The sequence below is a fragment of the Paenibacillus sp. 23TSA30-6 genome (assembly GCF_014858585.1).
Lineage (GTDB): Bacteria > Bacillota > Bacilli > Paenibacillales > Paenibacillaceae > Paenibacillus.
The window spans coordinates 94,288-107,674 of record NZ_SLTL01000018.1; the positions used below are offsets into that span (position 1 = coordinate 94,288).

Genomic DNA, 13,387 nt, shown 5'->3' on the forward strand with positions numbered 1-13,387 from the left:
CTATAATTCCTCCTCTGTTTGTATGTCCCGGATGACACGAAAAGACTTCATCGAATCCTGACCCGCACGGATGGCCAGATCACTCAGATTCTCCACTTCCTCCAGCCCTCTATTTGTCAGCAGGTCTACGATCATTGGCAGGTTTACCCCTGTTACAATGTCCATTTTTTCATAGCCGGCCACAATCCTGCTGGCCGCATTATAGGGGCTGCCACCAAACAAATCGACGAGAAAGATAAGTCCATCCGTCCAATCAATCGTTTCCAATGCCGCTTTGTACTTCTCAACAAGTCCGTTAACGCTTTCACCAGGCTCAAACGTCACGCCCACCACATTTTCCAGATGTCCGAAAATCATTTCCGTGGATCTTAGGATCTCTTTGGAAAGTTTCCCATGTGTGCCAACAATAACACCTATCACTTGTTTCACCCCCTCCTTACATCCTTCGCCTATACATATATGCAAGTCTCGTGCCAACATTCTGTATGATTCGTTCAATCATCAAAGAAAAGACCAAACCCCTCGGCTGTTCCGGGGATTTGGTCTTTTCTCGCCATATGCTTATTTTCAACATCCGCATTATTGATACACATCTGAAAGCGTTTTATACACTTACGCCATTACTCGGGAATACAGTTATATACTTCGCTTAAGATTTCACAAATATAATATTTTTCATCATTGGTCAGCTTCATGTTCATACTGGAAGCAAATATATTGCAGGAACGGTTCACCGCATCGAGAATTCGTTGATCAAGCAAGGGTACATCCCCCTGATATACTAACCCTTCTCCAATGACCATTCGTTCCATGGCATGAGCCGTATGAACGGCAAGTTGAACTTTCTTTGCATAATGAAAATCGACTTCCAGTTCCTGTTCCAGCTGTTCGATAAATTTCATCAAGATCCCCAAAATTTTGTGGGGATTCAAATAAGTCATAAACTCCTTTAGCGTATCCTCACATAGCTCTCTAACGACTACGCTTTCGTTAGCATGCATAACAGGCAGTTGATTGTTCAGCAACAGTTCTCTTAATGCATGCTCACCGCTTGCCTCGATCAGTTTTTCCAAAGGAATAAACGGTACATTCAGCTCGCTTGGCCGCTTAACTCCAATCACTGCAAGAATCGTATGCTTGGCCCGTAAATCTTTCACCGTTTTATCCAATTCCCTGACTTTTGCCGGTACAACGACGATTTTCTCTTCTGTTAAGTCGTAAACGACCTTCTCCACAAACTCCTTCAGCTTGACTGCGGCGCCTTTGCCGGAAGAACAAACCGTCACGATTACCTTATTACTGACCTTCTCTGCTTTCACTTCGGCATTTCCATTGTTATATCCACGAAAATCCTTCAGGGATTGGTAAATTTCCTCTATATTCATATCAAAAATACTGGCCTTCCGCACGGCCTCCAACGTAAGGGGAGTTGATACCATATCAATGGTCTTCACCTTGATCCCGACGCGTTCCATAATGGTTGCTTCAAGGTTGAGCAGGGAGCCCATATCAACTAGCAGCAATACGCCTCTGCCATTGTCAATGTCCTTTACTTTATCAATAACAACCTCTAGAATTTCCCTGGGACTAACATCCAAAGGCATATCTACTGCACAAATATTTGAGCTTCCCAGCAGGCTATCGACGACGCCGACGATACTGCTCGCCGTACTGTTGCCATGTGCAGCTACGATGATCCCCACATTTCCTTGATGCTCCTCCTCCACCGATTTCAGGAGAATCGCCACATAGGTAGTCTCGGCATCGGGTACGCTGACTTCGAACTTGGACTCGATCAAATCCTTGATAATCAGTGCCAGTCTGTATTCTTCATCCTGATCATTCATCGGATCATAGATTTGTTTGCTGATGTATTTCTTCTCTCGGATTCGCTTTAAAAAGGCACTCAAATGAAGGCTGAAGGCATAAACAAACCTGTCACTGTACTTTCTGTTCAGTTCTTTTTGAGCCATCTCCTGCACCTGTTCAGCAAACTCCAGGATATTTCTGCCCACGATTTTAAGGATCCGTTCCCGTCCCCCTTTGATATTATAAAATCGGTTATAGAAGCTTTTGATATGAATATTGACATCTGTAGTAATAAACTTATTGATAAAGCTGTCGTCAAGTCCTTCTTCCTTCAGCATACCTATTTTGTCTTCAATCAATTTGTACAGGTTGAACGGCAGTTCAGAAGCGTCTGCTTCATCCATTCCTTTGCTGCCTTCAGGAGTGATATACAGCGAGGAGTTGACCATTTCCATTTCGGCAATCTCCTTGCGGTTTTTCCCCATATTAAATAGACCTTCCTTGATATTTCCGGGCAAAATTTTAAAATCAAGTTCAATCTCTTCCTTATTTTCATGTATGCTGTTCAAAAATCCTTTGGCACATACAAGCTGAATGTTCGATTTCAACTGGCCGATATTGCCATAGGTTACGCTGCCAATCAGTGCTTTTACAGTTTCCAATTCAACCCTAATGGGCTTGTTAACACGATGGGCCTCGTTTGCGAAGAGATGCTTCAGGATCAAAAACCGCTCTTCAACTGCTCGTTCTTGCAGGGAAGGAATGTTGATCGTAATCGGTATCCGTCTGATAAAGGTTTTAAGCATGGAAGAACTGGGATCTTCTGTCGTAGCGCCGATGAGCAGCACATTCGCATCCCGCTTACGCTCCGACTCGCCCAATTTGTTGTAACTGTTCGTGTCCATGAAATAAAAAATCATTTCTTGGCCTTCTGGAGGCAACCGGTGAATCTCATCCAAAAACAGGATGCCTCCATCCGCTTTCTCGACCAGTCCCTCTTTTTCCCGATCGGCCCCGGTAAACGCCCCTTTCACATGTCCAAAAATATGGGAAAGTAGCAGTTGAGGGTTATTGTAATAATCGGCGCAGTTAAATACGATAAATGGTGCTTGCTCCGAAAACCGCTTCATATACTTTCCATAATTATACATTAATCTGGCAAACATCGTTTTTCCTACGCCAGTCTGCCCCACAATCAGCGTATGCAGACCCTTCGGCGGGTATAATATTGCCGCTTTTCCCTGCTCAACCTGATTTCTCATACTGCCCATGAAACCGATTAAGGCGTGAAACGGATCGACTTGCTCTCCAGGCAGCAATATTTCATTAATGCTGTTTACTTGGATTTGTCTCTCTTTAAGCTGAACCGTAAAAATCTCCTCAATTACCTGCTTGTGCAAAAACTTGACGGGTCTTCCCTTGATTTTAATAATCAAGTCAGCGCGAAGTAGGCTATTAAGCTCCTTGCTTACATTATTTCTTAGCATATTCTGACGATCGGCTATTTCCGCAGCCGTAATTCCATCGCCATCCAGCAAAGCCTCTACCGACAGTTTCTTTGTGCCTTTGGCAATATACTCTAAAATCTCATCAATTCGTTTCACAGTATTCCCCCAGCCTGACGAGTTCTCATTTAATTAGTATATAAAAAAAGAAGTAATCCTCTACAAAAAAAGCAACTGACAAGATAATCAGTAATGTGATACCCTTCATTAGATCTATCCAAAATTCATACTCAACCCACTCAATTCACTTATTTTCCAAAATCAGAGGTTGGCAGTATAATTGCATAAGCTTCAAGAATAAATTGGTATTGAAACCATATTAAAGGCTTTGTTGCTGCCCAGCAAGGAGATGAGATAAAATGATACGATACGGATTACAGCAAGAGCAAGCATTCAGGCTGGCTATGACTCCTGAATTACGACAAGCCATCACGATCCTTCAATATTCTTCAGCCGATCTAATGTCCTATCTTCATGAGCAAGCGAATGAAAATCCAATTATTGATTTGACAGAGATCGACATGTCCAGCGAAAGAATGAGTAAAGAGGAAGAATATTCACCACGAAAAAGCGATAATCCGGTAGATCTTTTGGATTTTGTCTCTAACCCTGCAGATAATTTATATAGACATCTCAAAGCACAACTTGGGCTGGTCCGCGGGCTTTCAAAATTGCAGCAGATGATTGCAATGTTTCTTATTGGGAATTTAAATGAAAAAGGCTACCTCGAGTTGGATGTAAGTACAGTTGCTGGAATACTTGACGTCTCCACCGAAGAGGTTGAAAATATACTCGCTCTGATCCAAGGCTTTGAACCGGCAGGAATCGCCGCTCGCAGCCTGGAGGAATGTCTTCTTTTGCAGCTACGGTATGCTGGCAAGGTTGGTGTTTACCTGGAAGAGATCGTGCGACACCATATGGTCAACCTTTCATGTAACCGCATACAAAAAATCGCGGATGCTCTGGGTATCAACATTCGCGAGGTACAGCAAATAACCGACCAAATACGCAAGTTGAATCCTTGTCCAGGAGCGGCATTTGCCCATTATGAACACCAGTATCATATAGCAGATATCTCGGTTGAAAAATCCAAGAACGACTATCTTGTGACAGTTAATGATATCACAGTCCCACGCGTCGGGATTAATCCTTTTTACCAGCGTATGCTCCGGGAGCAGACGATGGGGGAAGAGAAGCAGTTTCTTCATGAGAGGATGAATACGGCATTATGGCTAATTCATAGCCTTGAGCAACGCCGCCTGACCCTGATGCGTGTAGCCCAAGCCATTGTTGATAGACAGTGGGAATTTTTCGAGCATGGCGTTCATTACCTCAAACCGATGACCCAAAAGGAAATTGCTGAAATAACCGGCTTGCACGAATCCACGATCAGCCGGGCGGTCAGTAATAAATACATACAGACGCCCCGTGGATTGTTCGAGCTCAAATATTTCTTCACCTCTGCCCTAGTGTCGAAAAACGGAGATGCCACTTCATCGGAGAGCGCAAAAATGCGTATTAAGCAGATCATCGACGACGAAGAGAAGCAAAAACCGTTTTCGGATCAGGCAATCACAGAACTGCTGGCAAAGGAAGGGCTGGAGCTGTCACGCAGAACGGTGGCCAAATACCGGGAAGAGCTTGGATATCTTTCTTCTAGCAGGAGAAAAATTTATTAAAGCTTCGGTGACCATATCGGTTATAGCCCTGCCACCTTACTCAGGGGAAAGCCGTTGTGAATATGAAGGAGCGGCAAGATCAAACTCAAAAACTATCCTATTGTCCAAATATCAAAAATACTTTCCCATTGAGTAGGTCTAGGCGGCGATTCGCCGCTCCTTGGCCTTGCCTCGGTCATGGCGGCTCAACAGAAATCCGACCAGAGACGCGGTGGATTGTTGGAAAATCATTCCGAGCACAACAGGCAGCGCTACCGGAGCTGGGAAGTAGGTGATAGCAAGCACGGCTCCTGCGCTGATATTGCGCATGCCGCCGTTAAAGACAAGCGCCGTACGGTTGGCATCATTCCACCCCATCAGCATGGAGATCAGGTAACCGATCACATATCCAGTGGAAGCAAGGGCGATTATCGATAGGCATACCCCGACGAGTTTTAGATTAAAATCGACCAGATAGGGCGCGATTACAGATCCGTTAATCATCACGACCAGAGCCATAGCCAACTTGGAGAACGGGCCCAGCCGAGGTTCCCACACCTGCTTGATCTTCCCTTTGGTCCATTCGTTCAACACCATGCCGATTAGCGAAGGAACGACAATCATCCAGAACAGGCTCTGCATCATTGCCCAAGTATCAAGTTGTACATCCGCTCCCACCAGCAGGGACATAATGCCGGGCACGGCGAATGGGGCCAATATCGTATCGATCAGAATGATGGCTAGCGTCAGGGCCGTATTGCCTTTGTAGATGTTGACCCACACGAAGCTGGAAATGCCCGTAGGGATGGCCGCACCAAGAATAAGCCCGGTAATCGTATAAGGATCGTCGCCGAAAGCGAGATGTCCAAGCATCATCGCGAGCAGCGGCATAGCCAAGTGAAGAATAAACAGGCAGGCGATCAGCGGACCGGGATGCTTTATCACATGGACGAAATCTTTGAAACCCATGCTGATACTGCCCGCGAAGGTCATGAATGCAAACAGCCAGGGAGAGAATCCGGTGTATTCCGACAACGGCGTACCGATCAGGACGCCGATTAGAATGCTGATGGGCGTGATCAGCGGCATAGCTGCATTTAGTCTCCGATTCAACGTTCTGAACATACATAACTTCCTTTTTTTACACCATAGTATAGACCTTGCAGCGCCAATTCGTAAACGAAAGAAATCATCATTTATTTAAAAACACACCGTGTTACAGCAGAAGAGACCCACATAGTGTAGATCTCTTCAAAGTTTTTTGCTATTGATGTGCAATATGACATTGGGTTCCCGGTCTGTCGATCTGTATCGTAATATGCTTGATCTTGTATTGTTCATTGAACAATTTTTGTGCCTGCTCCATCACAACACTACTGTACATTGGATCTTGAATAACAATATGATAGTTCAGCAATAGAACATCTGATGATAGCGCCCATACATGAAGATCGACAATTCCATGTGCAGAGCAACTAAAGCTCAACATAAAGCTTGCATCCTGTTTTTTAACATGTTTCATTCAATTAGATAATTATCAAATCGGCTTAGATACATGTTCTTGTCCTTAGCTTGGGACAAGAACTTACATCGTTAAAACAAAAAAGCCTCCAAACGCGTTCATATTGGCAAACGCATGGATTCGTTCTGGTTTCACCAAACGTGAAAAACTCAGTATCAACTGTTTCACCGCTTCTTGAGAAGAGAATTAGCTCCCTTTTACATTCGTAGCGAACAGCATGTCAAAATCCGCTTCCGTGATCTCTGCAATGGATTTAGCTTGCCGAAAGCTACGAGAGTTACTTGAAATAATTTCTCAAGCTCGCTCAAGCGGCTGACGATAGTCAACGATGATCCCCTTCTCTTTAAGCTCCGTGAAAATTTCCTCCGGAACCCCAGGTGCTGCAACATCCTTGACAATGACCGTCGCCTGAATGCCATATTTCCCCTCATACTCCTGCGCAAGCTCCAAAATCTTACCCTCACTGCGAGCTACCAGCACAATATCATGTCCCCCCTTGGCAAAACGATCTGCTAACTCTTTACCGATCCCACCGGATACCCCTGTGATAAGAACTGTCTTTCTCATTTTGTAGCCCACCTCTTTTTTATTTTAAAATTTAAACCATTTAATACCGTTTTTTAGCTCGCTGAAATGCACGGTGTAGAAACAAATAGGAGAACGAACATTCTAGTAATATGAAAAAAAACTGTCATTTTACTATAAGCTGCATGGATAGATTAGCTATACGGCGAAGTTTTTCTTTTGTAATCGAAGTTTTGGATATCACTCTTAACCCAACCCCCACATTATGCAGATATTCCGCCAATTCCCTTGCGTCGTACTCAGATGTGAATTCACCGTCTTGCTGCCCCCACAGAATAATGTCCTTGAATAGTTGCTCTGCAGTCGAAAACACTTCAATTGATTTGTTATTAATATCGGCATCACGCGCCGCCAATTCCACCGTCGAATTCACCATTAAGCAGCCAAAAGCTGGATTCTCTTCTCCGCAGATCAAGAAGCCAACAATAAACTGAAGTGCTTCCGTTGCAGTTTTGGAGCTTTTTACCCCTGCTGCAAGTGCGGTGCTAATTTTATTATCATAAAGCTCTACTGCCTTTAGAAACAGCGTATGTTTGTCGCCAAATGTGTCATACAAGCTTCTGCGATGGATTCCCATATGCTCGACCAGATCGGTCATGGATGTCTTCTCGTAGCCCTGTTCCCAAAAAAGTCTCATCGCTTTATCTAATACAACGGACTCTTCGAACTCTTTGCTTCTGGCCATTTGAATTCCCTCCTGTCAAGAAAAAAGATCATTGAATAAAATGATCTCGTAGTCCCCCTTACTTCGTTTTACAGTATACTTTGTTTATTCTCAGAACACGCGAGCAACACCACTTAGTTGCTTGTAGTTTAGAAGGTCACAATCACTTTGCCCTGGGAGTGGCCCGTCGACACTTTAATCAACGCCTTATTAATGTCATCAAACGTATAAGTTAAATCTATAGAAGGCTTGATATTTTCTTTTTCAACAAGTTTAGTGATTTCTTGTAATTGACTTCCATTGGCTTGCACAAATAAAAAACGATATTCATTTTGATGTTTACGCGCTAAAGAATCTAAGCGAGCACCCACTAAACCAAACAATGCTTTTTTCCACATCGGAAAATGATTGTCAACCGCAAAGCGATAATTAGGTCCGGCTTTCAATGATACCAATTTGCCTTGTGGTTTTAAAATGCCCAGTTCAGCTTTGATCTCTTTGGTACCCAAGGTGTCGATCACATAATCGATATCGGACAGTATGTCAGCATAGTTCTCTGCCTTATAATTTATGAATTGGTCAGCCCCGATCGACAGTGTACGTGATCTGCCTCTTTCACTGCCACTTGTAATAACATATAATCCCATTGATTTGGCAATGGGGATTGCCATAGCGCCGAAGCCTCCGGTTCCTCCAGGAATGAATAGCTTTTTATTCGGCTGGGCATCGAGTACTTCGTGTAACGCTTGATAAGCAGTCAAGGCAGTAAGGGGTACCGCAGCAGCTTCAATGAAAGATAGATTTTCAGGCATGATGGATAAAGCATCTTCATTCACGGCCGCATATTCAGCAAAAGCACCGATTTTAGCAAGTGGCAACCTCGTATACACAGGGTCACCAACCTTAAAATTCAAAACATCATCACCAACGGCTTCAATAACGCCAGATAGTTCATTTCCTAAAGTTAATGGCAACTCATAGTCGGCAATCAACCGAACGCTGCCATTCAAATTAAGAATGTCCAGTGGATTTACACCTGCAGCTTTTACTTTGACAAGTACCTCGTGGCTATTGATCTGTGGTATGTTAATATCATTTAATTCCACTTGGATTTTTTTTGAATATTTCTGTATTTGTGCTGCTCTCATGTTTCATCCTCTTCCTTTGCTAATTTTGGGGTAGCACACCATGAACGCAATCGAGTTTTTAGGTTGACCCGCTCGCTATACCATTTTTTATCAAATACGTTTTTTTGAAAACATCGAACATCTTTAGACTAAAAACATGGCGCACAATTTTCAGTTGTACGCCATGTTTCACCCTTTATGCTATTGTAGCCCCTCTTGGGATTCTAATTCTTCCATCGTAGGATAATCCGTGTAACCTTTGCTTCCCAGACCAAAGAATGTTGTCGGATCCGCTTCATTCAATGGCGCACCTTTTTGAAGTCGTTCCACTAAATCCGGATTGGCTAATGACCATACACCAACAGGCACCAGATCAGCAAGGCCACTATCTATATCCACGTTAAGATCCTCCAGAGCTCGTCCAGCACGATTGACTAACAAAGGATTCGTCCAGATTGAACGAATGTCTTGGAGCAGTTTTTCGTTTCCAAGATGCATGACATGAAGGTAAGCTAAATCCAATTGAGCTAATTCTTTTACAAGATAACGATAAAGTTCAGGACCTTGTTCACCATCTTGAATCCCACCAAGAGGTGTCCCTGGCGAGATACGGAAGCCTGTTCTTTCTGCTCCAATTTCTTCGACAATGGCTTTCGTTACTTCAATCGCGAAGCGAGCACGATTTTCTATAGATCCCCCATATTCATCCGTCCGTGTATTCGAATTTTCTCCGATAAATTGATTAATCAGATAGCCATTGGCTCCATGGATTTCAACGCCATCTGCACCTGCTTTAATAGCCGCAGCTGCTGCTTTTCGGAAATCTGCAATAGTCGTTTGAATATCCTCTTTACTTAACTCACGCGGAACGGGGATGTCCTGCATACCTTTAGCAGTAAACATTTCTACACCTGGCGCGATTGCAGATGGCGCAACAGGTTGACGATGATGTGGTGTATTGTCTGGGTGCGACATGCGACCAGCATGCATTAATTGGATATACATATATCCACCTGCTTCATGCACTGCATCTGTAACCTTTTTCCATCCTTCAATATGCTTATCCGTATAGATCCCAGGTGACCATAAGTACCCTTGACCATCATCAGAAGGTTGTGTACCTTCCGTAATAACGAGTCCCATTGACGCTCGTTGAGCATAATAAAGGGAAGTTAGCTCTCCCGGTGTACCATCTTCTTGCGATCTACTACGTGTCATTGGTGCCATTGCTAAACGATGTGGTAACTCCATTTCTCCAATTTTCGTTTTACTCCACAACTTTTCCATTCTGATACTCTCCTCTTCAAATGAAATTATACGGATATATTAATTCGATTTAAAATTCTGAAATTATTGGATATATTTCGCCTCTCAGATTGAAATCATAGTTCTGGTCTACAATCCCTACCACCTCGTTGCTATCATAAAGATCTACCATGAAGCCCGCCATTTGTTTGGCAGTGTGGTACTTAGGCATGTTTGCTTTGTAATCAAATTCTTCAGCATCTATTGATTTCTTCACGAATTCCGTTTCCGTTATAGCTGGTGCTAAAACTTTTGCCTTTAGTTTTGCCCCTTTCAGTTCTAGTTCTTTTGCAAGCCCTTCTGTGAAGGCACTAACGTAGTATTTAGATGCAGAATAAGCAACGCTCCCAACAGCAATGGCATATCCGAGTGAGGATGATACGTTAATTAACTGAGTTCCTTCTACATCAGCATAATCTCGCACAAATAGTGTAGAAAGGATCGTCAAGGATTCGATATTAACACGTAACATGGTTTCAACTTTATCTAAATTCTGTTTTGCTACAAATGAAGCTTCACCAAGCCCCGCATTGTTAATCCAGGTCTCAATTTGGTATTCCTTTAAATTGTTATACAGTGTGTAGGCCTGATCTGTAACAGACAGATCACTTGTACGAACAATAACATTTACATTAGGATCAATTTCCTGAATTGTTGATTTAAGCTCTTCTAACTTATCTAATCTTCTAGCTACCAAAATTAAGTTTTTGCCACGTGCAGCAAACGCCAATGCCGTCTCATATCCAATTCCTGAACTTGCTCCTGTGATAACTGTGTACTTCATAATATTCTCTCTTTCATAAAATGCAGATTATTGTACATGAATTTCAAAAACAAATTTAGAACAATCATTCTTATTTGGGTGAAAAAAGTTAGATCTAACTTGCTTTAAGTATATCGATTTTAGAACGAACAGTAAAGAATTATTTTCGCGGCTAAGAATTTTAATTTTGAGACCGAATTTCTTGTCTTGTTTGGGGCATAAGATACAAGTTCTTTCCTCCGCTAGAGGGACAAGAACTTGTATCGCGAAAACAGCCATTTAGGTGACTCCTTTTGCCCGATAAGTTGTAATTACACTTTTAATCTAATCCGGACAGTGTCATATCAATAATATCCTTTAATTTTTGTTGATCCGTTGTTGTCTTAACCAACGTTTTGTTTTTCAACCAGAAATTTCATTTTGCTGGTCTGCTTAGTTTCATATCGTTCGAGTGCCTTCATAAATAAGGCATGCTTATCACCAAAAGTATCATAGATACTTCTTCGGTGAATGCCCATAAAATCAACCAATTCTTGCATTGAAGTTTTCTCATATCCTTGTGCCCAGAACAGGCGTATTGCTTTATCTAATACTTCATTAACTTCAAATTCCTTGGATCTTGCCATTGTAATCACCTCGAATAATCGTTATACATTGAAGTGAACGATCGGCAAACTGGAAAGAAGAACGTGAATAAAATCAAACGATAAGTCGCTTGATTTTATTCTTGGTGTATGGAATACAGGTATGATGCCTATCTTATATATTTAACGCAGGATTCTTCGTTTGTCTGCTTGTAACCAATCGGGTGTCCAACCTTTTTCCAACGCATCCAGGGTTACTCCTGGTGGAACAATGGCATCTATCGCATCCAGTATATCGCTGCTTAATCGGATGTCACTACCCTTTAACGTTTCCCGGAGTTGTTCAATTGTTCTTGCCCCAACAATGGCAGAAGTAATGGACGAATGAGCTTGTGTGAATGCCATGGCAAGATGAGGTAAAGTTAATCCTGCTTCATCTGCAAGTGTTTGGAGTTTGGCTATGGCTTCAAACTTGATGCGGTTTTCTTCTCGATTAGGGTCAACAACAGATTTTAAGCGTCCAGCGAAGGTGGCTGCTCTTGAATCCGGGGCGACAGCTTCTCCTGAACGGTATTTTCCCGTTAATAAGCCACCCGAAAGTGGGCTCCAAACCAAAACACCCATTCCATATTTTGCTGTGGCAGCAAGCAGATCGAATTCGATACTTCGGTTTAAAATGGAATACGGGGCTTGCTCAGAGACAAAACGCGCTACATTTTTGCGTTCGCTAGTCCATTGAGCTTCGGTCACTTGCCATGCCTGAAAATTGGATGTACCAATATAGCGAATCTTTCCTTCACGAACCAGGTCCGTAAGTGCGTCAAGACTCTCTTCAATATCGGTATGGAGATCCGGCTGATGTAGTTGATACAAATCGATATAATCCGTTTGCAGCCTTCTCAAACTATCCTCTACTGCACGCTTAATCCAATATTTCGAGTTACCGGATTGATTAAGTCCACTACCCATGGGCATTCCGCCTTTCGTGGCCAGAATGACATCCTGTCTGCGTTCTTTTAGAATGTGACCCAGAATTTCTTCGGATTGACCACTTGAATAGACATCCGCAGTATCGATCAGGTTAATTCCTCCAGCCAAAGCTTCATCCAACATGACTGCAGCTTCTTTCTCCGTGTTGTTCCCCCAAAAACCAAATGAACCTGTACCTAATACAAAACTGCTTACTTTAAGGCCTGTATTTCCTAATACACGATATTCCATGTTCAATCCATCCCTTCTCCATCTGTTATAATAAGAATGATCATTCTAATAAATGTATAAGAACTCCAAGGCAAGATCATATACCACTTCTCATAACTCTTGGCTTCTTACCCGTTTATTCCTCCTACGTCAACAATATAACATATTGAGAACGATTGGTAAATAATAATTATTTATGACCGCAATTAATCGATCATGTCTTTTGAGTCTTGGCTGCGTCCTACTCTCTCAGGACCTGCGGTCCAAATACCATTAGCGTTAGAAATGGAAGAACGACATAGATCGCTGCAAAAGGAAGTCAGACAACAAGTATTACGTTTGAAGAGATAATTCCTTATTGGGTCTGTCATTAAATCTCGAATGCTAAAAATATCATAATCAATGCTTATTGTTTATCATCTTCATATGTTGATTTCCATCCTACATTATTCACTACAGATGGTTCTAAACTTGAATCCTGATGATCTCCAGAATATATCCATATGCAGAAGACAAAATGCTCATACTCCCCGCATATTTATTTCATTTTGAAAAAGTTGGGCTAAGTAAAGTTAAAACTTTTTCAGCCTAGTACCTTGGCCGAATCAAATTTCAGGATAGAGGTGCTTTAATTTCCCTCTCGCTTGCTCAGTTGTAAATTGCCA

The 13,387-nt window shown here is 42.5% G+C and carries 11 protein-coding genes and 1 pseudogene; 1 reads left to right on the top strand and 11 read right to left on the bottom strand.

The features are described from left to right. A complete protein-coding gene (locus E0698_RS17100; RefSeq protein WP_223264266.1) occupies positions 1–429 on the bottom strand; it encodes a PTS sugar transporter subunit IIA in 429 nt (142 codons plus the stop codon). A 191-nt stretch (positions 430–620) separates the two neighbouring features. After that, the gene (locus E0698_RS17105) at positions 621–3,413 is read right to left on the bottom strand and encodes a sigma 54-interacting transcriptional regulator (protein ID WP_192512322.1); all 2,793 of its coding nucleotides are present in this window, start codon (positions 3,411–3,413) and stop codon (positions 621–623) included. 260 nt (positions 3,414–3,673) lie between these two features. Here E0698_RS17105 and rpoN point away from each other — a divergent pair, with 260 nt between their 5' ends. Further along, the gene (gene rpoN, locus E0698_RS17110; RefSeq protein ID WP_192512323.1) at positions 3,674–4,993 is read left to right on the top strand and encodes an RNA polymerase factor sigma-54; all 1,320 of its coding nucleotides are present in this window, start codon (positions 3,674–3,676) and stop codon (positions 4,991–4,993) included. A gap of 138 nt (positions 4,994–5,131) precedes the next feature. Here rpoN and E0698_RS17115 read toward each other — a convergent pair whose 3' ends face one another. The 9 genes and pseudogenes from E0698_RS17115 to E0698_RS17155 all read right to left on the bottom strand — a co-directional run bounded on the left by E0698_RS17115 (position 5,132) and on the right by E0698_RS17155 (position 12,743). Next, a complete protein-coding gene (locus E0698_RS17115) occupies positions 5,132–6,097 on the bottom strand; it encodes a bile acid:sodium symporter family protein (RefSeq protein WP_192512324.1) in 966 nt (321 codons plus the stop codon). A 139-nt stretch (positions 6,098–6,236) separates the two neighbouring features. Then, positions 6,237–6,461, bottom strand: a complete 225-nt coding sequence (locus tag E0698_RS17120) for a hypothetical protein (RefSeq protein WP_223264267.1) — start codon at positions 6,459–6,461, stop codon at positions 6,237–6,239. A 327-nt stretch (positions 6,462–6,788) separates the two neighbouring features. Beyond that, positions 6,789–7,061, bottom strand: coding sequence for an SDR family NAD(P)-dependent oxidoreductase (locus E0698_RS17125; protein ID WP_238354043.1), 273 nt, complete (start codon positions 7,059–7,061; stop codon positions 6,789–6,791). Positions 7,062–7,185: 124 nt separating this feature from the next. After that, positions 7,186–7,764 carry a TetR/AcrR family transcriptional regulator gene (locus E0698_RS17130; RefSeq protein WP_134911326.1) on the bottom strand — a complete coding sequence of 193 codons (579 nt, stop codon included), beginning with the start codon at positions 7,762–7,764 and terminating at the stop codon, positions 7,186–7,188. Positions 7,765–7,892: 128 nt separating this feature from the next. Further along, on the bottom strand, positions 7,893–8,891 hold the full coding sequence (locus E0698_RS17135) for an NADP-dependent oxidoreductase (protein WP_192512325.1): 999 nt from the start codon (positions 8,889–8,891) through the stop codon (positions 7,893–7,895). Between the two features lie 180 nt (positions 8,892–9,071). Beyond that, positions 9,072–10,157 (bottom strand): alkene reductase, encoded by a 1,086-nt coding sequence (locus tag E0698_RS17140; RefSeq protein WP_192512326.1) that lies wholly within the window; start codon positions 10,155–10,157, stop codon positions 9,072–9,074. A gap of 49 nt (positions 10,158–10,206) precedes the next feature. Next, positions 10,207–10,959, bottom strand: a complete 753-nt coding sequence (locus E0698_RS17145) for an SDR family NAD(P)-dependent oxidoreductase (protein WP_192512327.1) — start codon at positions 10,957–10,959, stop codon at positions 10,207–10,209. 374 nt (positions 10,960–11,333) lie between these two features. Further along, a pseudogene (locus tag E0698_RS27010) lies at positions 11,334–11,564 on the bottom strand (TetR/AcrR family transcriptional regulator); the annotation flags it as partial. A gap of 141 nt (positions 11,565–11,705) precedes the next feature. Further along, positions 11,706–12,743 carry an aldo/keto reductase gene (locus E0698_RS17155; protein ID WP_192512328.1) on the bottom strand — a complete coding sequence of 346 codons (1,038 nt, stop codon included), beginning with the start codon at positions 12,741–12,743 and terminating at the stop codon, positions 11,706–11,708. Positions 12,744–13,387: the final 644 nt, after the last annotated feature.

Bases quoted from the DNA above. Each gene is read 5' to 3' on its own strand.
- E0698_RS17125 (WP_238354043.1), bottom strand. From the start codon at position 7,061: ATGAGAAAGACAGTTCTTATCACAGGGGTATCCGGTGGGATCGGTAAA.
- E0698_RS17120 (WP_223264267.1), bottom strand. From the start codon at position 6,461: ATGTTGAGCTTTAGTTGCTCTGCACATGGAATTGTCGATCTTCATGTA.
- rpoN (WP_192512323.1), top strand. From the start codon at position 3,674: ATGATACGATACGGATTACAGCAAGAGCAAGCATTCAGGCTGGCTATG.
- E0698_RS17135 (WP_192512325.1), bottom strand. From the start codon at position 8,891: ATGAGAGCAGCACAAATACAGAAATATTCAAAAAAAATCCAAGTGGAA.
- E0698_RS17145 (WP_192512327.1), bottom strand. From the start codon at position 10,959: ATGAAGTACACAGTTATCACAGGAGCAAGTTCAGGAATTGGATATGAG.
- E0698_RS17115 (WP_192512324.1), bottom strand. From the start codon at position 6,097: ATGTTCAGAACGTTGAATCGGAGACTAAATGCAGCTATGCCGCTGATC.
- E0698_RS17140 (WP_192512326.1), bottom strand. From the start codon at position 10,157: ATGGAAAAGTTGTGGAGTAAAACGAAAATTGGAGAAATGGAGTTACCA.
- E0698_RS17130 (WP_134911326.1), bottom strand. From the start codon at position 7,764: ATGGCCAGAAGCAAAGAGTTCGAAGAGTCCGTTGTATTAGATAAAGCG.
- E0698_RS17155 (WP_192512328.1), bottom strand. From the start codon at position 12,743: ATGGAATATCGTGTATTAGGAAATACAGGCCTTAAAGTAAGCAGTTTT.